The organism is Streptomyces sp. NPDC088747 (genome assembly GCF_044751025.1).
Taxonomy (GTDB): domain Bacteria; phylum Actinomycetota; class Actinomycetes; order Streptomycetales; family Streptomycetaceae; genus Streptomyces.
Map to the genome: position 1 here is coordinate 151,271 of NZ_JBIVKZ010000018.1, position 24,191 is coordinate 175,461.

Sequence of the window (24,191 nt, forward strand, 5' to 3'; positions counted from 1 at the left end):
GTGCGCGTCGGGGCTCAGCCGAGGAGCTGGCTCTGCAGAGTCACCGTCTGCTGGAACGGCACCGTCTTCGCGCTGCCCTTGCGGGACTGGAGGACCACGGCGATGGTGTCGGCGGCCGAGAGGTAGGCCTGCCGGACCTGCTCGGGACCGTAGGGCTTGGTCTCCACGTACGCGTAACGCACGACGTCGGCGACCTGGGCGTCCTCCGCGAACCCTGTGTCCGCCTCGACCGCTTCGGCGCCACGCGCCGCGTGCACCGGGGAGTTGTAGCTGATGAGTTCGCTGGACACCAGTTCGTCAGCCACGGCCGCGGTGCCGAACCGCAGCAGGTAGATACGCGTGCGCGTGCCGTCCGGCGTGGTCCAGCCGCGCGCCGCGATGTGCCGCAGCCCGTAGTCGGTCAGCAGCTGTCCGACGGTGTCCCGCTCGTACTTCGTCGCGTACTCCGCCAGGAACGTCTTCGTCGGCAGCCAGCCGTCCTCACCGCGCAGCGCCGCGTCGGCCTTCGCGTCCTTCGGGGCCGGGAGCAGGAGCTTTCGCAGGTCGGCGTAGTGGGCACCGGCCGTGTTCACCTCGGCGAACGGGCCCGGACTGCCGGAGGGCAGCGGCGGCCTGCTGATCGTCGGGTACTCCCAGCGCCCGTCCGTCTCGGTCGCCAGTCCCGGTACGTCGGTCCGCTCCATCCGGGTGATGCCGTACGCCGCTGACGTACCGACCGCCGCGAAGACCACCACGGCGGCGGTCCAGCGCAGGACGGCGCGCAGGACCCGGCGGTCCTTCCTGACGGGCGGGGCGGGTGCGGCGTGCTCGTCCGGCACCTCCGGGGGCGCCTCGGGCATGGGCGGCACCTCGGTCCCCACCTCTGCCGGCGCCTCAGCCCGTTCGGTCTGCTCGGTCGTCATACCGCCTCCCCAGGCTCCGCGATGCGGTCGAGCTGCTCGCGCAACAGCGCCGCGACGCCCTTGGTGTCCAGTGGCTTGGCCCCGTACGCGATGGCGCTGACCAGCACGTCTCCCTGGTAGGCGGAGCACAGCATCATGTCGAGCTTCTCTTCGGCGTCCTTGGGCGGAAGGAAGCACCGCGCGTTCTTGTGACCCTTGATCTCGGGCCCCTCGCGGAAGATGTCGACGGCGTCGAGGAACTCGTTCTGGAACGTCGACATGTCCCGGACCGTCGCCCTGTCGTTCATACGGGACAGCACGATGCTCACGGTGTAGGCGCTGTCGGTGCCGTACGCGTAGTCGTGCGCGGCCTCCGCGTTCAGATAGCTGCGCATCGCCATGCCCTTGATGGGCTCTTTGTCTATCTGCTTCTCCAGCTCGCGCCGCTGGGAACGGGGCAGGTCCCGGTACGACTCCTTGCGCAGGGCGGTGGCCTCGGCCCCGCTCAGGGAGACATCGGCGCCGAACTGGTCGTTGTCCGGGCCTCGGCTCCAGCGGTCGCCGTCGTACGGCACGAGCATGGCGGCGAGCCCGGAGGCGGCCTTCACCGTCCCGGCCTCGTCCTTCGCGGCCTTCGGGAACTTCCAGGTGGGCGCGCCCGCGTCACGGTCGGCGTCCTGGACGGTGACGACCGTGTAGCCGGCACCGCCGACGACGGCACCGGCCAGAAGAACGGAACCCGCGATGGCGAAGATACGGCCACGGCGTACGCGCTTCTTCGGGGGCGCGGAAGCGGCTTCACCCGCGGATTCCGCGTCGGATCCCGCAGGCTCCAGGGGCTCTGCCGACGCTACGGAGTCCGTCGGCTCCACCGGCTCGACAGTTGTCGGTCGCTCGCTCACAGCCGCTCCATCTGCCGCTCGGCCAGGTCCATGATCTTCGACTTGGGGATGGGCCTGCTGTCGTAGACCCAGATCTCCATGGCGATGTCACCGCGCCAGGCATGCGCCTCCGCGCGGTACAGCGGCAGATAGCCGGGCTCGATATCGGGCTTCATGGAGACGTAGGCCATGCCGTCGCCCGTACCGGGGATGGACCAGCTGGTGGTGTCGTCCACGTTCCAATCGCCGGTTCTTTGCTGCGCGGCGAGGTTTTCCTCCTGGCGGTACTGCACGAGCCGGATCTGGACCGTGTACGTGCTGCCCACGTCCCAGCCGGTGGCGACCGCGCGCCTGAACTCGTCACCGGCGAGGTCGTCGAACATCTCGTCGGACCTCAGCAACCGGTCCGCGTAGTCGGCCATGTTCAACCAGGTGTCGACACCGGATTCCGCGTCCTTCGCCCCCTTCGGCCTCTTCAGCAGCAGCTTGCGCAGGTCGCCGTCGGTCTTCACCTTGCGGTCCTGCGCGGCCGACAGAGGCTCGGGGCCCTCGCCCTTGGCCTGCGCCAGCACCGGCTGCGAGAGCGGCGGCAGCGCGGTCGGCTCACGGTCGGCCTGCACCAGGAAACCGGCGCAGGTACCGGCGACGAGGCCGAGCACCGCGGCGGTGGCGATCAACAGGGTCGTACGCCCTCGACGGCGCACGCGTACTTCCGCGACGTCGGACTCGTCGGGTGCCACGAGCACCCCGGGTGCTTCAGGCGTCTCGGGTCTTCCGGGTACCTCGGGTTTTTCGGACTCTTCCAGGACTTCCAACGCGTCCCCCCACAGAACGAGAAGAGCGGATTCCTTATCCGCGCGCACAGGAGACCCATGGCCAACGCTTTGGGTTGCACGGAAGTTGATCACGATTCGGACCTGCCCCCGACTACGATTCGGGCATGGCGAACAAGCTCGTGATCAAGGTGACCGCGGGGGCCGACGCCCCCGAACGCTGCTCGCAGGCGTTCACCGTCGCGGCGGTGGCCGTGGCCAGCGGGGTCGAGGTGTCCCTGTGGCTGACCGGCGAGTCCGCGTGGTTCGCGCTGCCGGGCCGGGCAGCGGAGTTCGAGCTGCCGCACGCGGCGCCGCTGCCCGACCTGATCGACTCGATCCTGGCGGGCGGCCGGGTCACCCTGTGCACGCAGTGCGCGGCCCGGCGGGACATCGCGGAAAAGGACGTCCTGGAGGGCGTACGGATCGCGGGTGCGCAGGTCTTCGTCCAGGAGGCGATGGGCGACGGGACGCAGGCGCTGGTCTACTGAGCGGTGCGCACCCGCGGACAGGTGCGCACCCGCGGACAGCAGGGGTGCCGCTTACCTCCGCCGTTTCTTCCCGTCCAGCTCGTCCCACCAGTCGTCGGACTTGGGATCGCCCGAGGGGTCGTCCCACCAGCGGTCGTCGGGGCCCCGGCGGTTGGCCGCGATCGCGGCGACGGGCGGGATGAGCATCGCGACCACACACATGCCCACGGCCGCGGGGACGGACCAGAGCCGTACGACTCCCCACGCCAGGACGAACAGCCCGATGCACGTCCCCATCATGGCGAAGTAGACGTGCCGCCGTCGTGCGTACATGCCTCCAGCGTAGGCCCGCCACGGCCGTGGTGACCCGGGCCGGGGCAAGCCGAAGGGCCGCACCCCGATCCGGAAAGCGTCCAACCCCCGGGGGTGCGGCCCTTGGCCACTCAGGTGTGCCGTCAGACGGCGATCGCGACCTCCGCGAGGCCGCCCGTCTGCGCGACGACCGTGCGGTCCGCGGTGCCTCCGGGGACCAGGGCCCGTACGGTCCAGGTGCCCTCGGCGGCGTAGAAGCGGAACTGGCCCGTCGCGGAGGTCGGGACCTCCGCGGTGAACTCGCCGGTCGAGTCCAGCAGGCGGACGTAACCGGTGACGGGCTCGCCGTCGCGGGTCACGTGGCCCTGGATCGTGGTCTCACCGGGCTTGATCGTCGAGGCGTCGGGACCGCCGGCCTTCGCTCCACACATATTTCGTTTCCGTCCTTCAGGCCTTGCTTGCCGAGATTTGCCGAGACTTGCCGATTCAGCCGGTTACTTGTTGGCGCCGAGCTCGATCGGCACACCGACGAGGGAGCCGTACTCGGTCCAGGAACCGTCGTAGTTCTTGACGTTCTCGACACCGAGGAGCTCGTGCAGCACGAACCAGGTGAGCGCGGAACGCTCACCGATACGGCAGTACGCGATCGTGTCCTTGGCCAGGTCGACCTGCTCGTCGGCGTAGAGCTCCTTGAGCTCGTCGTCCGACTTGAAGGTGCCGTCGTCGTTGGCGTTCTTCGACCACGGGATGTTGCGCGCGGACGGGACATGGCCCGGACGCTGCGACTGCTCCTGCGGCAGGTGGGCCGGCGCGAGCAGCTTGCCGCTGAACTCGTCGGGCGAGCGCACGTCGACCAGGTTCTGCGAACCGATGGCCGACACGACGTCGTCGCGGAAGGCGCGGATCGCGGTGTTCTGGGCCTTGGCCTTGTAGTCGGTCGTGGGCCGGGTGGGCACCTCGACGACCAGGTCGCGGGAGTCGAGCTCCCACTTCTTGCGGCCGCCGTCCAGGAGCTTCACGTTCTCGTGGCCGTACAGCTTGAAGTACCAGTAGGCGTACGACGCGAACCAGTTGTTGTTGCCGCCGTAGAGCACGACGAGGGTGTCGTTGCCGATGCCCTTGGCCGACAGGAGCTTCTCGAAGCCCTCCTGGTCGACGAAGTCGCGGCGGACCGGGTCCTGGAGGTCCTTGGTCCAGTCGATCCGGATCGCGTTCCTGATGTGGTTCTTCTCGTACGCGGACGTGTCCTCGTCGACCTCGACGATGGCCACACTGGGGTCGTCCAGGTGGTCCTGGACCCAGTCGGCGTCTACCAGGACGTCGCTGCGGCTCATGCTCGTTCTCCTCCGGGGCAGTTGCGGCGGGGCGTGCGTTGGGAGAGGGTGCGCGGCCATGCCGATGGCGGCCGGGCGGCGCGGGGTGGCCCTGACACGAGAGGTCGAAGGGCCCGGCTCGCGGAAGAAAAGACGCTTCCGCTCAGAAAGTGCGACAGAGCATGGCGGCGACGCGGCACAGGTCCACTGCCCGCCGCTTCGTGAAATCCGCCTGTCCTCGCGAACGGAGGACGCTCAAATTGCACTGCATGTCGTCGATCGTAGGGACGGACAGCCGGGGATGTCACCGGCGTGTCGAATACTGAGACGCGATCGTCCGCAATGTGGGAACAAGAGAGCGGCGAGGCCACTCCCGTACGGCTTCCGGGCACCTGTGCCCGCTCTGTCCCCGTCGGCCCATCTGCTGAACGGACAAGGACGTCTCGCCCTTCGGACCGACGACGCCCGGGGAGAGCCGCTGACACCCAGGGAGGGCGGAAAAATACCCCCGGACGCGGCCCCTCCCGCCTGGAGCCCTCGAACCCGCAGGCCCTCTTACCCGACCAGCCGGATGTCCGAACCCTTCACCGAGATGTCGACGCCGTTCGGGGCCGCCTCGACCTTGTCGAGCTGGATGCCGCCGGGCAGCTGGTCGATCTTCTGCTCGAAGTCGGTGACCGAGCGGACCGCGTCCTCGGCGAGGTCGACGCCCAGGTTCGGCAGGGTGTCGGCGTGCACCTTCACCGTGTCGCCCGCCACGCTGACCGAGCTGAGCACGGAGATCGGCTGGGGCAGCTTGGTGCCGAGGACGGTCGCCTCGACGGTGACCTTGATCTTGCCGTTGCCGCCGTCGGAGAGGCCGACGACCTGGGCGGTGACGCCTGCCGTGACGTCCGTGGTCTCGGACTTGGCGGCCTTGAGCAGCTCGGCGTAGGAGATGCTCGCCGTGCCGGTGGCGCTGTCGGCGGTCGCCGAGCTGTAGCTGCCGCTGAAGACGACGCCGTGCATCTGGGCGTCGAGGTCCTCGATGCGGATGGCGGTGGTGGTGTCGTTGCCGCTCGTCGACGCCTCGTAGTCCTTGATGCCGATCCGCACGTCGTCCAGCTCGCCGCTGAGGGCCTGGGTGAGGAAGGGGAAGCCCTCGATGGACACGTCGGGGGTGCTGGACAGGCCCTCGCTGGTCCTGATCCGGTCCGCCGCCTCGTCCTCCGCGAAACCGACCGCCACCCGGTCCGCGATGACGAACAGACCGCCCAGGATGACGGCGACGATCAGAAATATTCGCAAAGCGCGCATGCTGGCTGTTTCCCCAACCTCGACCTGGTCCCGACGAGCCGCGACGACCCCCGTGACGGCCGGAGTGGCCGCCAGTCGCCGAGCCTAACCTTGAACATCGTCCAACCCGGGCGTCACTTCGAACAGTTGTCGATCAGCTGTGACGAACGGCCTGCGCCCGGGACCCTCTCGGACCCGTCAGCCGAAGGCGCGCCCCAGCAGATAGACGGCGGGTGCGGCGGTGGCCAGCGGAAGGGCCACTCCCGCGGTGAAGTGGACGAAGCGGGACGGGTAGTCGTAGCTGGCGACGCGGTGGCCGATCAGCGCGCAGACCCCGGCGCCGAGGCCGATGAAGGCGCCCTGCGTGCCGATGTCCGTCATCCCGCCGACCGCGATCCCGGCGCCCGTGGCGGCCAGCAGCGCCACCACCACGGAGGCCGCCGTGGGCAGCGGCAGCGCGCGGGCGAGGACCGCGACGGCGACGGCCACGGCGCCCACCGACACCGCGTCCGGCTCGGCCGCGAGGTATCCGGCGGCGACGATCGCCAGTGCCGCCGAGGCGACGGTCGCCATCAGCCCGGACATCCGGGTGTCCGCGTCGGCGTGACTGCGCAGCTGGAGCACCAGCGTGAGCAGCACCCACACTCCGAGGGTGCCGAGGATCGCGGCGGGCGCGTTCTCCCGGCCCGCGACGAGCAGCACCACGTCGGCGGTCAGCGCGCCGGCGAACGCCAGCGCGATGCCCTGCCTGGCCGGCCACATCCCGTTCAGCCGGAACCAGCCGGCCGCGGTGACGGCCTGGAGCAGTACGAGGGGTACGACGAGGGCGTACTCCCCGACCGCCGCCGTACCGGAGAGCAGCAGCCCGAGCAGCGCGGTGAGCGCGGCGGGCTGGATCCCGGGCTCGATGATGGGCGACCGGCCCTCGGCGCGGGCGCGCTGGGCGTCGGTGACGCGGGCGTTGCCGGTGATCGTCGGAGGCCCGTAGCCGGGACCGTCCACGGCGGCGGGGGCGTATCCCTGGGGTTCCTCCGGCGGCTGCGGGGCGCGGGCCCAGCCCTCGGTGCCCGCGGTCTCCGGCGGCAGGGGCTGCGGCGCGGTTGCGGCGGCGTATCCGTACGCCTGCGGCTCCCCGTATCCCTGGCCCTGCGGCTCCGGGCGACCCTGGCCGAAGGTCTGGCCCCGCGACTCCCCGTAGCCCTGGCCCTGCGGCTCCGGGTAGCCCTGGCCCTGCGGCTCCGCGTACCCCTGACCCTGGGGTTCTCCGTAACCGTGGCCCTGCGGCTCCCCGTACGCCTGCTGGTACCCCTGCGGCGGCAGGTACGCCGTGTCCGCGGAGGTGACGGGGGCGTGGGTCTGGGTCTCCCAGGTCTGCCCCTCCCACTGCTGGGTGTGCTGCTGCCAGTCGGGCTGCGGCGGGGGCTGCTGATGCTGGGGAGGCTGCTGGTAGGGGTCCTGGCCCTCGTACCGCGGCTCGTACGGCTGGTTGCTCATCGTCTCTCGCTCACCCTCCTGCGAACGGCGGGAGCACCTCGACCGTGCCGCCCTCGGCCAGCCGTACCGTCTCATGCCCGCGGGTACCCACGGGGTCACCGTCGATGAGGAACGAGCATCGCAGGAGTACGCGGACGAGTTCGCCGGGGTGGCGCTCCCGGGCCGCGTCCAGTGCCTCGGCGAGGGTCTCGGCCTCGTACGGCTCCTCCGCGACGCCGGCGGCGGACTTGGCCGCGGCCCAGTAACGCACCGTGCCCTTTGCCATCACGTTCCTCAGTCAGTCGTCGGTCGATGGTCCCTGTGAACACCGCCAGGCTAGCCCGCGTGGGCGGCGGCCCAGTCCGCGATGCGGGCCAGCAGTTCGTCGTCGGCCGCGTGCTCGGCGTGGCCCATCCCCCGTTCCAGCCAGAGTTCGGCGTGACCCTTCGCCGCCTCGGCCAGCATCCGCGGGTGGTCGACGGGGAAGTAGCCGTCGGTGTCGCCGTGGACGATCAGCAGCGGGGTGGGCGCGATCATGGGGACCGATTCGACCGGGGAGGCGGGGACCGGGTTCCAGCCGCGGCCGTGGATCCGGGTGCGCAGATAGCAGCGGGTGATGGCGCGGCCCATCGGCTGGGTCACCAGCCAGTGCACGCGCCGCATAGGCGCGGTGCCCCGGTAGTACCAGCGGGCCGGTGCGCTCACCGAGACCACCGCGTCCGTACGCGCTTCCGTACGCCCCCCGTGCTCCCGCCCCGCGGATCCGTAGTGCGCCGCGTGCCGCAGCACCACGGATCCGCCCATCGAGAAGCCGACGGTCACCACCCGGCGGTGGCCCAGCTCCCGCGCCCAGGCGACCGCCGCGGCCAGATCGTGGATCTCGCGGTCGCCGACGGTGGACCTGCCGCCGGATCTGCCGTGACCTCGGAAGGAGAAGGTGACGACCGCCGCGTTCCGGGACAGGGCGGCCGCCGCGCGGCGCACGTGCGGGCGGTCCAGATCGCCCGTGAAACCGTGCGCGACGACGATCGCCAGGTCACTGGACGGCCGCGTTCCAGGGTCGTACTCGGCATCGATCGTGACGTCGTCGACCGTGCGCAGAAACCTCCGCGAAGGGGTGCGCCGGGCCGTCTCAAGGGATGGACGAAGGGAAGATCCCGTGACTTGACCTGCCGGACCTGAGCTCATGTGGGCTATTCTGACGGGCAGAGGACTCGGGCAGAGAAGCCCCCGGGTCCTTTTGTGCTTTCTTAACCGTTGTATACGAAGCGGGAAACCGCAGGTGTACGGAGGCTCTGATTGCATAGCGGCTCCCCGGGGCGCGGGAGACGCGAGTACCGAGCAGTGCCGCAAACGTCCTCGCAGGGACCGAGGAGGAACCGACGTTATGGGCGAGCTAAACGTGCAGGACCGTAGGACGACCCTGGCAGGTGGGGCTCGATGAGTTCTCTGCTGCTCCTGACCAATGCCCTTCAGCCGTCGACGGAGGTGCTTCCCGCTCTCGGCCTGCTGCTGCACAACGTGCGAGTGGCCCCGGCGGAAGGCCCCGCCCTCGTCGACACCCCTGGTGCCGACGTCATCCTGATCGACGGACGACGTGATCTCCCGCAGGTGCGCAGCCTCTGTCAGCTGCTGCGTTCCACGGGACCCGGCTGTCCGCTGATCCTCGTCGTGACGGAGGGCGGTCTCGCGGCCGTCACCGCCGACTGGGGCATCGACGACGTACTGCTCGACACCGCAGGTCCGGCGGAGGTCGAGGCCCGGCTGCGGCTGGCCATGGGCCGCCAGCAGATCGTCAACGACGACTCCCCCATGGAGATCCGCAACGGCGATCTCTCCGTGGACGAGGCGACGTACAGCGCCAAACTCAAGGGCCGGGTCCTCGACCTGACCTTCAAGGAGTTCGAGCTCCTCAAGTACCTCGCGCAGCACCCGGGCCGCGTCTTCACCCGGGCCCAGCTGCTCCAGGAGGTCTGGGGGTACGACTACTTCGGCGGTACGCGCACGGTCGACGTCCACGTACGACGGCTGCGCGCGAAGCTCGGCGTCGAGCACGAGTCGCTGATCGGGACCGTCCGGAACGTCGGTTATCGATTCGTTACGCCGGAGAAGCTGGACCGCTCCACGGACGAGGCGAAGGCCAGGGCGGCCCAGCCAAAGCCGGAGGATGCGGACGAGACGGCGCACCTCGACGCGACCGCCGACGCCGGGACCACAGAGGACCCACAGGAAGTAGCCGTACGACCTGCCCAGCGGTAGGTCGATCCGCGTAGACTCCGCGCGTGGCCAAGGTGACTCGGGATGATGTGGCGCGGCTGGCGGGTACTTCGACCGCCGTGGTCAGCTATGTCATCAACAATGGACCGAGGCCGGTTGCCCCGGCCACGCGCGAGCGCGTTCTCGCCGCGATCAAGGAGCTGGGGTACCGGCCCGACCGGGTCGCCCAGGCCATGGCGTCGCGGAGGACCGAGCTCATAGGCCTGATCGTGCCGGACGCACGCCAGCCCTTCTTCGGGGAGATGGCGCACGCGGTCGAACAGGCCGCCGCCGAGCGCGGAAAAATGGTGCTGGTCGGGAACTCCGACTACGTGGCGGAGCGCGAGGTGCACTACCTGCGCGCCTTCCTCGGGATGCGGGTCTCCGGGCTGATCCTCGTCAGCCACGCCCTGAACGACAACGCCGCCGCGGAGATCGAGGCCTGGGACGCCCGGGTGGTGCTGCTGCACGAGCGTCCCGAGGCCATCGACGACGTCGCGGTCGTCACGGACGACGTCGGCGGCGCCCAGCTCGCCACCCGCCACCTGCTGGAGCACGGGTACGAGTACGTCGCCTGTCTCGGCGGTATCGCGGAGACCCCGACGGTCGGCGACCCGGTCTCCGACCATGTGGAGGGCTGGCGGCGCGCGATGCACGAGGCCGGTCTCCCGGTGGAGGGCCGGCTCTTCGAGGCGCCGTACAACCGCTACGACGCCTACCAGGTGGGCCTTCAGCTCCTGGCCGGACCCGACCGCCCGCCCGCCATCTTCTGCTCCACCGACGACCAGGCGATCGGCGTGCTGCGGGCCGCCCGCGAGCTGCGCATCGACGTGCCGGGCGAGCTGGCCGTGGTCGGCTTCGACGACGTCAAGGAAGCCGCGCTGACGGATCCGCCGATGACGACGATCGCCACCGACCGGACGGCGATGGCCCGCGCGGCCGTCGACCTGGTGCTCGACGACGGCCTGCGGGTCGCGGGTTCGCGCCGCGAGCGCGTCAAGCTGTTCCCGTCGCATCTGGTCGTCCGCCGGTCCTGCGGCTGCGAGTGAGCGCCTGAGCAGGACCGGCGTACGTTCCCGGTGATGCTCAGAACAGCAGGTCGTACCGGTTGTAGCCGCTGCCCAGGCTGATCCGCGCGCCGAAGATGGCGGTGGAGACCTTGTTGGTGCCGCGGTAGAGCCAGAGCGTGCCCGCCGAGTCGCGGGCGATGACGTCGGCGATGCCGTCACCGTTCACGTCGCCGTTGGTGACGTACGAGGTGAAGTTCCAGCCCGTGCGCGCCTTGATCTTGATCGACCACGGTGCCGTCGCCTGCTGGGTGCCCCGGTAGAGGTACAGGACTCCCGAGGTGTTGCGGGCCAGCAGGTCCGCCTTGCCGTCGCCGTTCAGGTCGCCGCGGCCGAAGATCTTGACGCCCTTCCAGGCCTTGCTGATGACCTTGATCTTGGCGGAGAACTGTCCGTTGCCCTTGCCCGGGTAGAGGTAGACCGAGCCGTCGGCGTCCACCGCGACGAGGTCGGGGCGGGCGTCGCCGGTCAGGTCCCCGGGGATGGCGTACGACTTGTAGCCGCCCCACACCGTGCTGATCTGCATCCAGGTGAACTCACCGGAGCTGTGGTTCAGGTAGCTGCGGTACAGCTTGCCGTCGCCCTTCTCGCGGACGATCAGGTCCTGGTAGAAGTCCCGGTCCAGGTCGGCCTGGAGGGCCCAGCTGATGGTCTGCCAGCCGGCGCTCTGGTAGGCGGCCGGCGCGAGCGCGGTGCCCTTGCTGTCCTTCTGGTACAGGCTGCCGGAGGGCGTACGGGCCAGCATGTCGGCCCTGCCGTCGAAGCTCATGTCGGTGTCGTCGATGCGCGGCTGGGCGACACCGGTGTACGCGGACACCTTGGTGAACACCGGGTAGGCGCCCTTGGCGACGCACCCCGAGACACCCCAGGAGACGATGCCGATGATCTTGCCGCCGGCGATCACCGGGCCGCCCGAGTCACCGTTGCAGGAGCTCTTGGTGCCCTCGTCGGTGCCGGTGGCCGGGGTGCCGGCGCAGATCATCTTGCCCTCGGCGAAGTAGTCCTGGTCGCCGTCGATGACCGTCTGCATCGCGCTGTTGCAGGTCGCGTCCGCGACCACCGGCAGGCTCACCTTGCGCAGCGTCGCCGACAGGTCGGCGTCCTCGGCGCCGGAGGTCAGGCCCCAGCCGTAGACGGTCGCGGTGGTGCCGGTCTTGTAGAGCGCGCTGTCGTTCGACGCGGCCAGCCGCGTCCACTGCTGCTCCAGCGGGCGGTCGAGCGTGAGGACCGCGATGTCGTTCTGGATGGTCTCGTCGCTGTAAGCGGGGTGGCTCCACTGGCGGTACACGCCCGCGACGGTGCCGTTGACGTCGTCGAGCAGCCCCGCGGTGCCGGCCACGACGACGCCGTTCTTCGCCCAGTTGAGGCCGACGACGCAGTGAGCCGCCGTCAGGACCTTGTTCGGGGAGACGAGGGTGCCTCCGCAGAAGTAGCCGTCTCCGGTGACGCTGTCGTAGTAGTAGAGCTGGACCATCCACGGCGCCGAGGCGATCGACGTCGTACTGCCGCCGATGATGAACGGGCTCACCGGGGCGGTCCGCTCCTGGGACGGCTCGGCCGAGGCCTCGGGCGTCGCCCGGTCGCGGGCGGCCTCGATGACACGGTGGCGCAGCTCCGCGTCGGAGGCGGCGGGAGCGGGGTTCAGGGACTGGGCGACGCTCGCGTCGGGCAGTCGCGGGGAGGTGTCCGCGGCGGTGGCGGGCTGCGCCGCGAGGGCGCCGGCACAGGTCAGCGCCAGCGCGAGAGCGGCCGTGGGCAACACCGTGAGCGGGCGTCTCCAGCGGGCACGCAGAGCAGGTATCACTCGGAAAGCTCCTGAGGTGGGTCGGCGTCGGAGCCCGAGAAGGGCGGACGACAACCGGCCCGGACGACAGCGCCACGTGCGTCCACCCGCGTGGCAGGTGAACGTGCGTGCGTCGGTCCAGGCGTACCGCGGAGCCCCCCTCCGGCCCGGAGATCCTAGATCCCCCGCGCCCATTCGTACACGATTCGCACACACGACCTGCGAGATTTTTCCGTGGCCCCCGGCGGCACCCCGCGGCATCGACTCCCGGCCTCCCGGCGTTTCCCGGCCGCGGGCGGCTTTATATCGGGCATACGAGCTTCTGTCGGGCTTCTCAGCGGGCGCTCAGGGAGCTCTCATGATGGGGCGACAGTCTCTTTTCCATGACCGAGAGCTTCCGCCGCAGCGGCGAGTACGAGCACCCCCAGCAGGGCGACGGGTCCGGGTATGTGCAGGGCGACGAGCAGTCCGCGTACCCCCGGCAGCAGCACGCCTCCTCCCCCGTGAACCCGGAGTGGCCGCCCCCGCCGGCCCACCGGCCGGCCCAGCCCGTGGCCGTGGAGCCGGGCACCACCGTCTGGCCGGGCCCCGGCGGGAACGGGAACGGCGGGCACGGCGACAGCGGCCAGGGCGGCGGCGCCTTCGGCGGCCACCCCGAGCCGGCCGGCGCGAACACCGCCGTCCTCACGGCCGAGCCGGTGCCGGCCCACCACACCCCCAAGAAGCGCGCGAAGGGCCCGCTGGCCCTCCTCGCCGCCGTCGCGATAGTCGCGGCGGCCATCGGCGGCGGCACCGCGTACGGCATCCAGGAACTGACCGGCAACGACACCGTGTCGAGCAGCACCAGCACCAGCGTCGTACCCACCGCGCAGAAGGGCACGGTCGCCGGCGTCGCCTCGGCCGTCAGCCCGAGCATCGTCGAGATCAGCGCCACCTCCAGCGCCGGTGAGGCCACCGGTTCCGGCGTGATCATCACGACCGGCGGCGAGATCATCACCAACAACCACGTCATCTCCGGCGCCTCCTCGATCAAGGTGCAGCTGAGCAGCGGCAAGTCGTACACCGCGAGCGTGGTCGGCACCGACAGCGCCAAGGACCTCGCGCTGATCAAGCTGGACGACGCGCCCTCCGGTCTGAAGACCGCGACGCTCGGCGACTCCGCGGGCGTCCAGGTCGGCGACGAGGTCGTCGCGATCGGCTCCCCCGAGGGCCTGACCGGCACCGTCACCAGCGGCATCGTCTCCGCCCTGAACCGTGACGTCACCGTCTCCACCGACGAGAGCCAGGGCCAGCAGCAGGGCGGCGGCAGCGGTGAGTGGCCCTTCGAGTTCGGCGGCCAGCAGTTCAACGGCGACACCGGTTCGTCCACGACGACGTACAAGGCGCTCCAGACCGACGCGTCCCTCAACCCGGGCAACTCCGGCGGCGCCCTCATCGACATGAACGGCAACATCATCGGCATCAACTCCGCGATGTACTCCGCCACGGACGCCACGAGCTCGTCGAGCGCGGGCAGCGTCGGCCTCGGGTTCGCCATCCCGATCAACACCGTCAAGTCCGACCTGGCCACCCTGCGCGCGGGCGGCTCCGACAACTGAGACGCCCCGTGGGGCCGTGAGTGAGCAAGGAGCTCGACATGAACCAGCAGGCATCGACCGAGCGGGCCTCGATCGAGCAGATCTCGATCAGGCAGGTCTCGCACAACGCCGTCGGCGGTGACCCGGCCGGTCTCGGCCTGGCCCTGGCAGTGGCACGTGAGCTGCACGCGCCGGTGAGCCGGGCTCCCGAGGTGTCCACGGTCGCCGCCCGGCGAACCCGCCGGGCCCCGGCCCGCCGCCGTACCGTCGTACGGGGCTGACGCTCGTACGAGGCTGACGCTCGTACGGGACCGACGCTCGTAAGGGGCTGACGCTCCGGTTCGTTCGCGAACCGGTCTCCACGCCCTTCACGACGCGGCCCGGAAACGTGCGAGGCTGAAAGTGACCGGCCCCGTCCCACCGCACCCGAGGAACCCGAGCCCATGAGCCCCGCCGAAGGCGACCGTGAAACCCAGCGCATCCTGATCGTCGACGACGAGCCGGCCGTGCGCGAAGCACTCCAGCGCAGCCTCGCCTTCGAGGGGTACGACACCCAGGTCGCGGTCGACGGGGCGGACGCGCTGGAGAAGGCGACCGCGTACCAGCCCGACCTGGTCGTCCTGGACATCCAGATGCCGAGGATGGACGGTCTCACGGCCGCCCGCCGGATGCGTGGGGCGGGCACGACGACCCCGATCCTCATGCTCACCGCGCGCGACACCGTCGGCGACCGCGTCACCGGGCTCGACGCCGGCGCCGACGACTACCTGGTCAAGCCCTTCGAACTCGACGAACTCTTCGCCCGCGTACGGGCGTTGCTGCGGCGCAGTTCGTACGCGACCGCCGCGGCCGGCGCCCTCGAGGAGGACGCGCTCACCTTCGGCGACCTGCGGATGGACCTCGCGACCCGTGAGGTCACCCGGGCGGGGCGGGCCGTGGAACTGACCCGCACCGAGTTCACGCTCCTGGAGATGTTCCTGGCCCACCCACGCCAGGTCCTCACCCGCGAGCAGATCCTCAAGGCGGTCTGGGGCTTCGACTTCGAGCCCTCCTCCAACTCCCTCGACGTGTACGTCATGTACCTCCGCCGCAAGACCGAGGCGGGCGGCGAGCCGCGCCTCGTCCACACGGTGCGGGGTGTGGGGTACGTCCTGCGCTCGGGCGGCGCGGAGTGAGAGGCGTCGTCCGCCGGTTCCGTTCCCTGCCGATCCGCTCCCGGCTGGCCATGCTGGTCGCGGCGGCGGTGGCGTTCGGGGTGGCGGCGGTTTCGGTGACGTGCTGGTTCATCGTCCAGGGGAAGCTGTACGAGCAGGTGGACAGCGACCTCAAGGAAATGGTGCGCAGGCCCGGCACGATCCAGCTCCTGCAGAACTGCACCACGACTCCGCAGGAGAACCCCGAGGGAATCCGGCCCAACGGCTATGTCCAGCTGATCAAGGAGGAGGGCGACCCCTGCGTCGACCCGGCCTCCCAGGGCACGGTCAAGGTCACCCAGTCCGACCGTGACGTGATCAAGAGCGGCAAGAGCTCCAACGGCGTGGTCCGCAACGGCACGGACGAGAACGGCAACGCGGTCCGCGTGCTGACCCTGTACCTGGGTGTCGACGCGTCCGACTCGCAGCCCGTCGCCCTGCTCCTCGCGACCCCGCTCAAGAGCACCCAGGCCACCCTGAACGAGCTGGCCCTGATCCTCCTGCTCGTCTCGGGCATCGGAGTGATCGGCGCCGGAGCCGCGGGCCTCGCGGTGGCCCGCGCGGGACTGCGCCCGGTCGACAAGCTCACCGAGGCGGTCGAGCGGGTGGCCCGCACGGAGGACCTCACCATCCGCATCCCCGTGGAGGATGACAGCGAGGACGAGATCGCCCGCCTCTCCCGGTCCTTCAACTCGATGACCGCGTCCCTCGCCAACTCCCGTGAGCTGCAACAGCAGCTCATCGCCGACGCGGGTCACGAACTCCGTACGCCGCTCACCTCGCTGCGTACCAACGTCGAACTGCTGGCCAGGAGCGAGGAGACGGGCCGCGCGATCCCCCCGGCGGACCGCAAGGCGCTGCTGTCCTCGGTCACCGCGCAGATGACCGAACTGGCCGCGCTGATCGGTGACTTGCAGACGCTGTCGCGTTCGGACGCGGGCACGTCGGCGGACCGCGTGCAGGTGGTGGCGCTCCAGGAGACGGTGGACGCGGCGCTGCGCCGGGCCCGGCTGCGCGGCCCGGAGCTGACGATCAGGGCGGACGTCGAGCCCTGGTACGTACGGGCGGAGCCGTCCGCGCTGGAGCGGGCGATCGTGAACATCCTCGACAACGCGGTGAAGTTCAGCCCCGAGGGCGGCACGGTCGACGTCCGTCTCAAGGACGGCGAACTGACCGTCCGCGACCACGGCCCCGGCATCCCCGCCGAGGAACTCCCGCACGTATTCGACCGCTTCTGGCGCTCCCCGAGCGCACGGGCGCTGCCGGGCTCGGGCCTGGGCCTGTCGATCGTCGCGCGTACGGTGCAGCAGTCGGGCGGCGAGGTGTCGCTGACGCCCGCGCGGGACGGCGGCACGGTGGCGACGGTCCGGCTGCCGGGGGCGCCCACGCCTCCGCCCCAGCTGGACTGAGCGGTTCGTACGGAGGATCCGTCCCGGCCGGGCGCCGACGCCGAAGCGGAGTGATCCTTGGTATTTGTGGATCTTGCTCGTGAAAATCCGCCGGCCCTGTGCAGGATGTCGGCACAGGCGGAGGGTGCGGGCGTGATTCTCAAGGGGCGGGTCGGGGAGCGGCAGACGCTCGATCGGTTCGTGGGGGACCTGCGTGAAGGTCTCAGTGGTGTGCTGGTGCTGCGGGGGGACGCGGGCATCGGGAAGACCGTGCTGCTGGAGCACGCGGCGCGGGAGGCGTCCGACCTGCGGGTCGTGCGGGTGGCGGGGGTGGAGTCGGAGGCCGCGGGGTTCGCCTTCGGCGCTCTGCACCGGCTGTTGATCCCGCTGCTGGGCGGTCTCGACGGGCTCAAGGAGTCCGGGGCGCTGCCCGCCAGCCAGCACGAGGCGTTGCGGGTGGCCTGCGGTCTTGCCGACGGGCCGCCCGCCGACCGGTTCCTCGTCGGCCTCGCGGCGCTGACCCTGCTCGCCGAGGTCGCCCGGCGGCGGCCGGTGTTGTGCTGCGTGGACGACGCGCAGTGGCTCGACGGGGAGTCGCTCGGAGTCCTGGCGTTCGTGGGGCGGCGGGTGCACGCCGAGGGGGTCGGGCTGCTGTTCGCCGCGCGGACCGGGTTCGAGATCCCCGCCGGGCTGCCCGTCACCGAAGTGGGCGCCCTGGAGGACGAGTTCGCGCTGGAGCTGCTGCGGGAGACCGTTCCCGGCCGGCTCGACGCCCGGGTCGGCGCCCGCATCCTGGCCGCCACCGGCGGCAACCCGCTGGCCCTGACCGACCTAGGGCGTGAACTCTCCGCCGACGAGCTGTCCGGCGGGCTCGTCCTGCCCGAACCGCTGCCCGTGGGCGGCCGGCTGGAGGAGCACTACCTCCGCCAGGCGCGCGAACTGCCGGAGGCGGCGCAGACCTGGCTGCTGCTCGCCGCCGCCGAACCCGCCGGCGACCTCGGGTACATCACGAGCGCCGCGCGGCGGCTCGGGGGCGGTCCCGAGGACTCCGCGCCCGCCGAGGCCCGGCGGCTCGTGGCGCTGCGCGGCGCCGTGGAGTTCCGGCATCCGCTGGTGCGGTCGGCGGTGTACGGCGGCGCGACCAGCGTGGCCCGGCGGCGGGCCCACCGTGCGCTCGCCAAGGTCACCGACCGGCCCAGCGACACCGACCGGCGGGCCTGGCACCTCGCCTCGGCCGCGATCGGACCGGACCCGGCGGTGGCCGCCGAGGTGGAGCGGGCCGCCGACCGGGCGGGCGCGCGCGGCGGTTACGCGGCCCGTGCCACCTTCCTCACCCGCGCCGCCGAACTGACGCCGGAGGGCGGGATACGCGCCGGGCGGCTGCTCGCCGGGGCGGAGGCCGCCCTGCGGTCGGGGGCGCCGTTGCAGGCGGAGGCGCTGCTCGACGCGATCGGCGCGGAACCGCTCGACGACGTCGGCCGGGGCCGGTCACTGCTGGTGCGGGCGCACGCGGTGCTCGCGCTCGGCGACGCCGACTCCTTCGCGCGGGCGCCCGCCCTGTGCCTGCGTGCCGCCCTGTTCCTCACCGACGCGGCTCCGGACCTCGCCCGCGAGGCGCTGCTGAGAGCGGTCGACCGGGTCATCACCGCGGAGCACCTCATACGCGACACGACCGCGGCGGAGGTCGCCCGTGCCGTGGACGCCATGCTGCCGCGCACCACCGAGGCGACCGGCGTCGACCTGGTGCTGCGCGCCTTCGCCGTGCTCGTCACCGACGGCTACGAACGCGCGGTGCCGCACGTACGGCGGGCCAGCGCGATGCTCCTGGACCCGGGGACGTCCGACGAGGAGTTCCTGCGCGGTCATCTGCCCGTCGTCACGATGTCGATGATCCTGTGGGACGAGAAGGCGCACATCGCCGTCATCGAGCGGGCCGTCGACGTCGCCCGCCGGACCGGCTCGCTGTTCCAGCTGGACTCGGCGCTGTACTGCGCCTCGATGGCGGAGACGAACTTCGGCGAACTGGCCACCGCCGACGATCTGTTGATCGAAGGACACCAGATCCGTTCGGCGATGGGCGCCAATGACGACGTATGGGCCGTCTACCGGCATCCCGAGCTGCTCGCCTGGCACGCGGAGGCCGCGGACATCGACGACGCGCTGCGCGGGTCGATGGAGGCCGGCACCTGGCTGGGCCTCGGCGCGGTCGAGTCCATCGCCCGTATCGGCATGCTGATCCTGGCCCTCGGCCGCGGCGACTACGCCAAGGCCCGCACCCTCGCCCACGACCTCACCGAGCACGACGTGTTCGGAGTGCACTCCCGGCTCCTCCCCCAGCTGGTCGAGGCCGCTGTGCGCTGCGGCGACCGGGTGTCGGCCGCGGCGGCGCTCGACACCCTCGCCTTCCGGGCGACGGCCTCCGGAACGCCCTGGGCACTGGGTCTGCTGGCCCGGTCCCGGGCGCTGCTCGCCGACGCGGAGGACGCCGAGCCGCTGTACCGCGAGGCGGTCACCCTGCTGTCCGCCACCCGTGCCCGCGCCGATCTCGCCGTCGCCCACCTCCTGTACGGCGAGTGGCTGCGCCGCCGCAGGCGCCGCAGGGACGCGCGGGAGCAACTGCGCACGGCGACCGGGATGTTCGACGCGATGGGGGCCACCGGGTACGCGGCGCGGGCCGCGCAGGAGCTGGCCGCCACCGGGGAACGGCCGCGGCGCGGCGGCGCGGGGGCGGCCGGCGCGCTCACCCCGCAGGAACTCACCATCGCCCGCCTCGCCAGGAACGGCTCGACCAACGCCGAGATCGCCGCCCAGCTGTTCATCAGCGCCAGCACCGTCGACTACCACCTGCGCAAGGTGTTCCGGAAGCTCGATGTCGCCTCCCGGCGCCAGTTGGGCGGGTCCCCGGACCTCTGACCGGGGTCACGACTACGCACCGCACGGGATTCGAGCGGGGCCCGTCCGCGCCGACGATCGGGGTGTCGTATCCGGATCGCAGACGGGAGCACCCCGCATGCCCTTTGTCACCGCCGCCGACGGAGCCCAGATCCACTACAAGGACTGGGGCCGCGGCCGGCCGGTCGTGCTCAGTCACGGCTGGCCGCTGAACGCGGACAGCTGGGAGGCCCAGCAGCTGTTCCTCGCCTCGAACGGCTTCCGTGTCATCGCCCACGACCGGCGCGGACACGGCCGCTCCAGCCAGACCTGGCAAGGCAACGAGATGAACACCTACGCCGACGACCTGGCCGTCCTCATCGACACCCTCGACCTGCGGGACGCGACCCTCGTCGGCTTCTCCACCGGCGGCGGCGAGGTCGCCCGTTACGTCGGCCGGCACGGCACCGCCCGGATCGCGCAGCTCGTGCTGGTGTCGGCCGTACCGCCGTTCATGCTGAAGACCGAGGACAACCCCGGCGGCGTACCGGTCGAGGCGTTCGACGCGATCCGCGCCGGTTCGCTCGCCGACCGCTCGCAGCTGTACCGGGATCTGGCCGACGGCCCCTTCTTCGGGCACAACCGCCCCGGCGCCAGCGTGTCCCAGGGCATCCGGGACGCCTTCTGGAGCCAGGGTCTCCAGGCCGGGCACCGGGGCGCCTACGAGTGCGTCGCGGCCTTCTCCGCCACGGACTTCCGCGCCGACCTGGACGCCTTCGACGTACCCACGCTCGTGATCCACGGCGACGACGACCAGGTCGTCCCCTTCGAGGTGGGCGGCAAGGCCTCGGCGGCCCGGGTGAAGAACGCGACGCTCAAGGTCTATCCGGGCGCGCCGCACGGGATCACCGACACCCACAAGGACCAACTCGGCGCCGATCTCCTTGAGTTCCTCAACTCCTGAAGCCCGGACCCCCATCGGTCCCGCACCGGAAGGAACCCCCTCTTGACCTCCAACGACCAGCCCCGCCGCCGTGTCCTCGGCGGCCTGCTCGCGGCCGGCACGGCCACGCTCACCGGCGTCTCCGCCACCACTGCCTCGGCCAACTCCCGTACGGGTTCGGGCCCCAAGCCCACGATCGTCCTCGTGCACGGCGTCTTCGCCGACGCCTCGGGCTGGAACGACACCATCGCGCGCCTCCAGAAGGCCGGCTTCCCGGTCATCGCCCCGGCGAACCCGCTGCGCGACCTGGCACACGACTCGGCGTACGTCTCCAGCGTCGTCGACACCCTCACCGGGCCCGTCATCCTGGTCGGCCACTCCTACGGCGGCGAGGTCATCACCAACGCCGGGCGGGGGCACGCGAACGTGAAGGCCCTGGTGTACGTCGGTGCCTTCGCGCCCGACGAGGGCGAGAGCGCGCTGCAACTGGCCGGCATGTTCCCGGGGAGCGAGCTGGAGGGGGCGCTGCTGACCCGTCCGTTCCCGCTGCCCGACGGCACCCTTGGCGGCCTGGACGGATACATCGACCCGGCGAAGTTCCACGACGTGTTCGCCGGGGACCTGCCGCACTCCACGACCCGGGTGATGGCGGCGGCCCAACGCCCTGGCAGCGTCGGCGGACTGGCCTCGGGCAGCGGGGTGCCCGCCTGGAAGAGCCTGCCGTCCTGGTTCGTGATCCCCACCGCCGACAAGGTGATCCCGGCCGAACTCCAGCGCTTCATGGCCAGGCGCGCGGGGAGCACGACCGTCGAGGTCAGGGGCGCCTCGCACGTCGTGATGATGTCCCGCCCGGACGTCGTGGTCCGCCAGATCCTGGCCGCCCACCGCGCCACCCGCTGACGGCCCACGCCGGACGACCCGACCTCGTCCGACGAGGCCCGACTTGACCTGACTTGACTCGACGCGACTCACAAGGAGTACCGATGAGCAGTGCACCGGACACCATCGTCCTGATCCACGGCTTCTGGGTCACGCCCCGCAGCTGGGAGCACTGGATCGACCGCTACGAGAAGCAGGGGTACCGCGTCATCGCGCCCGCCTACCCCGGCTTCGAGGTGGAGGTCGAGGCCCTGAACGCCGACCCGGCCCCGGTCGAGAGGATCACCGCCCCGCAGATCATCGAGAGCCTGGCGAACGTGGTCCGCGGGCTCGACAGACCGCCGATCCTGATGGGCCACTCGGCGGGCGGCGCGTTCACCCAGGTCCTGCTGGACCACGGCTTCGGCGCGGCCGGGGTGGCGATCAACTCCGCGCCCACCGAGGGCGTGGCGGTGGTGCCGTTGACCCAGGTGAGGTCCACGTTCCCCGTGCTCAAGAACCCGGCCAACCACCACAAGGCCGTCGGCCTCACCCACGACGAGTGGCACTACGCCTTCACCAACACCTTCACCGAGGAGGAGTCGCGGGCGCTGTACGAGCGGTACGCGGTCCCCGCCTCGGGCCGCATCCTGTGGAACAGCGTGCTGGCCAACCTCCAGCCCGGCCACCAGGACATCTGGGTGAACTACCACAACGACGACCGCGCGCCGCTGCTGTTCCTCTCCGGTGAGCTCGACCACCTGATGCCGCCCAAGGTGCAGGCGTCCAACGCCAGGCACTACAAGTCGGACACCGTCACCGAGGTGAAGGTGTATCCGGGGCAGCCGCACCTGATGCCGGCCTCGCCCGGCTGGGAGGAGATCGCGGACCACGCGCTCTCCTGGGCGCTGGAGCACGCCAAGTAGCGCCGTAGCAGCGGACGCAGCACCGTACGGATCGCCGTACGGATCGCCGTACGGATCGCCGTACGGATCGCCGTACGGATCGCCGGGGGCGGCTCACGGGCCGCCCCCGGTCCACCCCCGAGAGGACCGCGTATGACCGAGGACCGGGCTCGCATCACGCACATGGGCGGTCCGACCACGCTGATCGAGGTCGGCGGCTGGCGGCTGCTCACCGACCCCACCTTCGACCCGCCGGGCGACCGTTACGCCTTCGGCCTCGGCACCTCCTCGTACAAGACCGCGGGCCCGGCCGTCGCCGCGGACCGGCTTCCGCACATCGACGCCGTCCTGCTCAGCCACGACCACCACGGCGACAACCTGGACACCGCGGGGCGCGCCCTGCTGCCGCACGCGGACACCGTGCTCACCACCCGCGCGGGCACCCGCCGTCTCGGCGGCAACGCGAAGGCGCTGGCGCCCTGGACGACGTACCGCCTGCGATCCCCCTCCCGCCCGACGATCGAGATCACGGCCACCCCCGCCCGCCACGGCCCCCCGCTGTCCCGACCGGTCACCGGCGAGGTGACCGGCTTCGCGCTGGCCTGGGAGGGCCAGCGGCACGGCGTGCTGTGGATCTCCGGCGACACGGTCCTGTACGGGGGCGTACGGGAGGTCGCGCGCCGCTTCGACGTGGGGACCGCGCTGCTGCACCTGGGCGGGGTGCGTTTCCGGCTGACGGGGCCCGTCCGCTACACCATGACGGCCGCCGAGGCGGTCGAGCTGTGCCGGCTGATGCGTCCGCACACCGCCCTGCCCGTCCACTACGACGGCTGGCACCACTTCCACGAGGGCCGCGCGGCCGTCGAACGCCGGCTGGCCGCCGCCCCCGCCGACGTCCGGGACCGGTTCCGCTGGCTGCCGGCCGGGGAGGGAGTCGACATCGGCGTGTGAACCGGCCGCCCGTTCACCCCCAGCCTCCCCACACCCCCCTCCAAGCTCTCCCACAGCCCTCCGTCACACGTTGGACGGATGGCACGGAAGATCCTGCTGGCCGATGACGATGAGGCGGTACGAGAGGGGCTCGGCAGACTGCTCAGGTTCGAGGGGTACGAGACCGTCCTCGCCGGTGACGGCAGGGAGGCCCTCGACCTGGTCGCCGGGGCGGACGGCCTGCCCGACCTGGTGCTGATGGACGTCACTATGCCGGGCCTGGACGGGCTGGCCGCGACGAGGCGGATCAGGGCGTCCGGATCCACGGTGCCCATCTTGATGATCACCGGCCGGGACGCGGTCGGCGACCGTATCGTCGCCCTCGACAACGGCGCCGACGGCTACCTGACGAAGCCCTTCGCCGCCGAGGAACTCCTCGCGCGGGTGCGGGCGTTGCTGCGCCGCAGCCCCGAGCGCGGGGCTGCCGCGCCGGAGCACGGCGACCGGCTCGCGCTCGCGGACGTCACGCTGGACCCGCGTGCCCGCACGGTGACCCGCGGCGGCCACCCGCTCGACCTCACCAAGACGGAGTTCGACCTCCTGGAGTACCTGCTCAGACACCCGGCGAAGGTCCTGGGCCGCGCCCGGATCCGTAAGGCGGTCTGGGGCTTCGACTTCGAGCCTGCGTCCAACACGCTGGACGTGTACGTGATGTACCTGCGCCGCAAGACGGAGAGCCGGGGCGGCCCCCGGCTCATCCACACCGTGCGCGGCCTCGGCTACACACTGCGGACCCCGGAGGCGCCCCCGGACACGTGCGGCCCCCCGGACAGATCCCCGCGCGGACCCGGCACGCACGGGATCGGCTGACCTCCGAGCGCCGGGGCCGGATGACCCGGTTCCGGGACCGGACAGCCGGGTTGCAGGGCCGGACAGCCGGGTTGCGCGGCCGGACACCCGGGTTCCGGTGCCAGAAAGCCGAGCGCCGGGGCTGGACGGCCGG

At 71.3% G+C, this 24,191-nt stretch carries 24 protein-coding genes; 13 read left to right on the forward strand and 11 right to left on the reverse strand.

Annotated features, from left to right (window positions below; all coding sequences use genetic code 11):
* Positions 1-14 precede the first annotated feature (14 nt).
* From ACIP79_RS33910 to ACIP79_RS33920, 3 genes are read right to left on the reverse strand one after another with little or no spacing between them, the layout of a single operon-like run.
* Positions 15-902 (reverse strand): hypothetical protein, encoded by an 888-nt coding sequence (locus ACIP79_RS33910; protein WP_401229569.1) that lies wholly within the window; start codon positions 900-902, stop codon positions 15-17.
* On the reverse strand, positions 899-1,783 hold the full coding sequence (locus ACIP79_RS33915) for a hypothetical protein (RefSeq protein ID WP_401229572.1): 885 nt from the start codon (positions 1,781-1,783) through the stop codon (positions 899-901). Before ACIP79_RS33915 ends, ACIP79_RS33910 begins: the two co-directional genes overlap by 4 nt.
* Positions 1,780-2,508: a hypothetical protein gene (locus ACIP79_RS33920; protein WP_401229574.1), complete on the reverse strand. Its 729-nt coding sequence runs from the start codon at positions 2,506-2,508 to the stop codon at positions 1,780-1,782. The genes ACIP79_RS33915 and ACIP79_RS33920 overlap by 4 nt, the downstream gene beginning before the upstream one ends.
* A gap of 194 nt (positions 2,509-2,702) precedes the next feature.
* Here ACIP79_RS33920 and ACIP79_RS33925 point away from each other — a divergent pair, with 194 nt between their 5' ends.
* Positions 2,703-3,065 carry a DsrE family protein gene (locus ACIP79_RS33925; protein WP_401229577.1) on the forward strand — a complete coding sequence of 121 codons (363 nt, stop codon included), beginning with the start codon at positions 2,703-2,705 and terminating at the stop codon, positions 3,063-3,065.
* A 51-nt stretch (positions 3,066-3,116) separates the two neighbouring features.
* Here the strand turns inward: ACIP79_RS33925 and ACIP79_RS33930 are convergent, their stop codons facing one another.
* The 7 genes from ACIP79_RS33930 to ACIP79_RS33960 all read right to left on the reverse strand — a co-directional run bounded on the left by ACIP79_RS33930 (position 3,117) and on the right by ACIP79_RS33960 (position 8,605).
* The gene (locus ACIP79_RS33930; RefSeq protein ID WP_401229580.1) at positions 3,117-3,377 is read right to left on the reverse strand and encodes a DUF3099 domain-containing protein; all 261 of its coding nucleotides are present in this window, start codon (positions 3,375-3,377) and stop codon (positions 3,117-3,119) included.
* 122 nt (positions 3,378-3,499) lie between these two features.
* Positions 3,500-3,787 carry a DUF1416 domain-containing protein gene (locus ACIP79_RS33935; RefSeq protein WP_329300438.1) on the reverse strand — a complete coding sequence of 96 codons (288 nt, stop codon included), beginning with the start codon at positions 3,785-3,787 and terminating at the stop codon, positions 3,500-3,502.
* 63 nt (positions 3,788-3,850) lie between these two features.
* Positions 3,851-4,690, reverse strand: a complete 840-nt coding sequence (locus ACIP79_RS33940) for a sulfurtransferase (RefSeq protein WP_383683641.1) — start codon at positions 4,688-4,690, stop codon at positions 3,851-3,853.
* A 534-nt stretch (positions 4,691-5,224) separates the two neighbouring features.
* Positions 5,225-5,965 carry a DUF2993 domain-containing protein gene (locus ACIP79_RS33945; protein WP_401229582.1) on the reverse strand — a complete coding sequence of 247 codons (741 nt, stop codon included), beginning with the start codon at positions 5,963-5,965 and terminating at the stop codon, positions 5,225-5,227.
* 177 nt (positions 5,966-6,142) lie between these two features.
* Positions 6,143-7,438 (reverse strand): hypothetical protein, encoded by a 1,296-nt coding sequence (locus ACIP79_RS33950; RefSeq protein WP_401229585.1) that lies wholly within the window; start codon positions 7,436-7,438, stop codon positions 6,143-6,145.
* Positions 7,439-7,448: 10 nt separating this feature from the next.
* Positions 7,449-7,703, reverse strand: a complete 255-nt coding sequence (locus ACIP79_RS33955) for a MoaD/ThiS family protein (protein WP_401229588.1) — start codon at positions 7,701-7,703, stop codon at positions 7,449-7,451.
* A gap of 50 nt (positions 7,704-7,753) precedes the next feature.
* The gene (locus ACIP79_RS33960; protein ID WP_401229591.1) at positions 7,754-8,605 is read right to left on the reverse strand and encodes an alpha/beta hydrolase; all 852 of its coding nucleotides are present in this window, start codon (positions 8,603-8,605) and stop codon (positions 7,754-7,756) included.
* Between the two features lie 252 nt (positions 8,606-8,857).
* Here ACIP79_RS33960 and ACIP79_RS33965 point away from each other — a divergent pair, with 252 nt between their 5' ends.
* The gene (locus ACIP79_RS33965) at positions 8,858-9,676 is read left to right on the forward strand and encodes a response regulator transcription factor (RefSeq protein WP_401229593.1); all 819 of its coding nucleotides are present in this window, start codon (positions 8,858-8,860) and stop codon (positions 9,674-9,676) included.
* Between the two features lie 23 nt (positions 9,677-9,699).
* Positions 9,700-10,722 carry a LacI family DNA-binding transcriptional regulator gene (locus ACIP79_RS33970; RefSeq protein WP_401229595.1) on the forward strand — a complete coding sequence of 341 codons (1,023 nt, stop codon included), beginning with the start codon at positions 9,700-9,702 and terminating at the stop codon, positions 10,720-10,722.
* 37 nt (positions 10,723-10,759) lie between these two features.
* Here ACIP79_RS33970 and ACIP79_RS33975 read toward each other — a convergent pair whose 3' ends face one another.
* Positions 10,760-12,544, reverse strand: coding sequence for a trypsin-like serine protease (locus ACIP79_RS33975; protein WP_401229598.1), 1,785 nt, complete (start codon positions 12,542-12,544; stop codon positions 10,760-10,762).
* A gap of 362 nt (positions 12,545-12,906) precedes the next feature.
* On the opposite strand from ACIP79_RS33975, the gene ACIP79_RS33980 reads away from it, so the two are divergent.
* The 10 genes from ACIP79_RS33980 (at position 12,907) to ACIP79_RS34025 (ending at position 24,058) form a co-directional block, all read left to right on the forward strand.
* Positions 12,907-14,121: a S1C family serine protease gene (locus ACIP79_RS33980; protein WP_401229600.1), complete on the forward strand. Its 1,215-nt coding sequence runs from the start codon at positions 12,907-12,909 to the stop codon at positions 14,119-14,121.
* A gap of 38 nt (positions 14,122-14,159) precedes the next feature.
* Positions 14,160-14,381 carry a hypothetical protein gene (locus ACIP79_RS33985; protein ID WP_401229603.1) on the forward strand — a complete coding sequence of 74 codons (222 nt, stop codon included), beginning with the start codon at positions 14,160-14,162 and terminating at the stop codon, positions 14,379-14,381.
* A 162-nt stretch (positions 14,382-14,543) separates the two neighbouring features.
* Complete coding sequence (locus ACIP79_RS33990) at positions 14,544-15,275, forward strand: response regulator transcription factor (RefSeq protein WP_383683659.1); 732 nt, start codon at positions 14,544-14,546, stop codon at positions 15,273-15,275.
* Positions 15,272-16,702 (forward strand): sensor histidine kinase, encoded by a 1,431-nt coding sequence (locus ACIP79_RS33995; RefSeq protein ID WP_401229606.1) that lies wholly within the window; start codon positions 15,272-15,274, stop codon positions 16,700-16,702. The genes ACIP79_RS33990 and ACIP79_RS33995 overlap by 4 nt, the downstream gene beginning before the upstream one ends.
* 132 nt (positions 16,703-16,834) lie before the next feature.
* Positions 16,835-19,594 carry a LuxR C-terminal-related transcriptional regulator gene (locus ACIP79_RS34000; RefSeq protein WP_401229609.1) on the forward strand — a complete coding sequence of 920 codons (2,760 nt, stop codon included), beginning with the start codon at positions 16,835-16,837 and terminating at the stop codon, positions 19,592-19,594.
* 97 nt (positions 19,595-19,691) lie between these two features.
* Positions 19,692-20,516 (forward strand): alpha/beta fold hydrolase, encoded by an 825-nt coding sequence (locus tag ACIP79_RS34005; protein ID WP_401229612.1) that lies wholly within the window; start codon positions 19,692-19,694, stop codon positions 20,514-20,516.
* Positions 20,517-20,558: 42 nt separating this feature from the next.
* Positions 20,559-21,395: an alpha/beta fold hydrolase gene (locus ACIP79_RS34010; protein ID WP_401229615.1), complete on the forward strand. Its 837-nt coding sequence runs from the start codon at positions 20,559-20,561 to the stop codon at positions 21,393-21,395.
* Positions 21,396-21,478: 83 nt separating this feature from the next.
* Positions 21,479-22,279 (forward strand): alpha/beta hydrolase, encoded by an 801-nt coding sequence (locus ACIP79_RS34015; RefSeq protein WP_401229617.1) that lies wholly within the window; start codon positions 21,479-21,481, stop codon positions 22,277-22,279.
* Between the two features lie 132 nt (positions 22,280-22,411).
* Positions 22,412-23,209, forward strand: coding sequence for an MBL fold metallo-hydrolase (locus tag ACIP79_RS34020; protein WP_401229620.1), 798 nt, complete (start codon positions 22,412-22,414; stop codon positions 23,207-23,209).
* 78 nt (positions 23,210-23,287) lie between these two features.
* Positions 23,288-24,058, forward strand: coding sequence for a response regulator transcription factor (locus ACIP79_RS34025; RefSeq protein WP_401229622.1), 771 nt, complete (start codon positions 23,288-23,290; stop codon positions 24,056-24,058).
* The last annotated feature ends 133 nt before the right edge of the window (positions 24,059-24,191 follow it).

What these genes read in the sequence shown, in the direction of transcription:
- ACIP79_RS33910 (WP_401229569.1), bottom strand. Translation starts at nt 902, where the DNA reads ATGACGACCGAGCAGACCGAACGGGCTGAGGCGCCGGCAGAGGTGGGG.
- ACIP79_RS33925 (WP_401229577.1), top strand. Translation starts at nt 2,703, where the DNA reads ATGGCGAACAAGCTCGTGATCAAGGTGACCGCGGGGGCCGACGCCCCC.
- ACIP79_RS33930 (WP_401229580.1), bottom strand. Translation starts at nt 3,377, where the DNA reads ATGTACGCACGACGGCGGCACGTCTACTTCGCCATGATGGGGACGTGC.
- ACIP79_RS33935 (WP_329300438.1), bottom strand. Translation starts at nt 3,787, where the DNA reads ATGTGTGGAGCGAAGGCCGGCGGTCCCGACGCCTCGACGATCAAGCCC.
- ACIP79_RS33940 (WP_383683641.1), bottom strand. Translation starts at nt 4,690, where the DNA reads ATGAGCCGCAGCGACGTCCTGGTAGACGCCGACTGGGTCCAGGACCAC.
- ACIP79_RS33945 (WP_401229582.1), bottom strand. Translation starts at nt 5,965, where the DNA reads ATGCGCGCTTTGCGAATATTTCTGATCGTCGCCGTCATCCTGGGCGGT.
- ACIP79_RS33950 (WP_401229585.1), bottom strand. Translation starts at nt 7,438, where the DNA reads ATGAGCAACCAGCCGTACGAGCCGCGGTACGAGGGCCAGGACCCCTAC.
- ACIP79_RS33955 (WP_401229588.1), bottom strand. Translation starts at nt 7,703, where the DNA reads ATGGCAAAGGGCACGGTGCGTTACTGGGCCGCGGCCAAGTCCGCCGCC.
- ACIP79_RS33960 (WP_401229591.1), bottom strand. Translation starts at nt 8,605, where the DNA reads ATGAGCTCAGGTCCGGCAGGTCAAGTCACGGGATCTTCCCTTCGTCCA.
- ACIP79_RS33965 (WP_401229593.1), top strand. Translation starts at nt 8,858, where the DNA reads ATGAGTTCTCTGCTGCTCCTGACCAATGCCCTTCAGCCGTCGACGGAG.
- ACIP79_RS33980 (WP_401229600.1), top strand. Translation starts at nt 12,907, where the DNA reads ATGACCGAGAGCTTCCGCCGCAGCGGCGAGTACGAGCACCCCCAGCAG.
- ACIP79_RS33985 (WP_401229603.1), top strand. Translation starts at nt 14,160, where the DNA reads ATGAACCAGCAGGCATCGACCGAGCGGGCCTCGATCGAGCAGATCTCG.
- ACIP79_RS33990 (WP_383683659.1), top strand. Translation starts at nt 14,544, where the DNA reads ATGAGCCCCGCCGAAGGCGACCGTGAAACCCAGCGCATCCTGATCGTC.
- ACIP79_RS34005 (WP_401229612.1), top strand. Translation starts at nt 19,692, where the DNA reads ATGCCCTTTGTCACCGCCGCCGACGGAGCCCAGATCCACTACAAGGAC.
- ACIP79_RS34015 (WP_401229617.1), top strand. Translation starts at nt 21,479, where the DNA reads ATGAGCAGTGCACCGGACACCATCGTCCTGATCCACGGCTTCTGGGTC.
- ACIP79_RS34020 (WP_401229620.1), top strand. Translation starts at nt 22,412, where the DNA reads ATGACCGAGGACCGGGCTCGCATCACGCACATGGGCGGTCCGACCACG.
- ACIP79_RS34025 (WP_401229622.1), top strand. Translation starts at nt 23,288, where the DNA reads ATGGCACGGAAGATCCTGCTGGCCGATGACGATGAGGCGGTACGAGAG.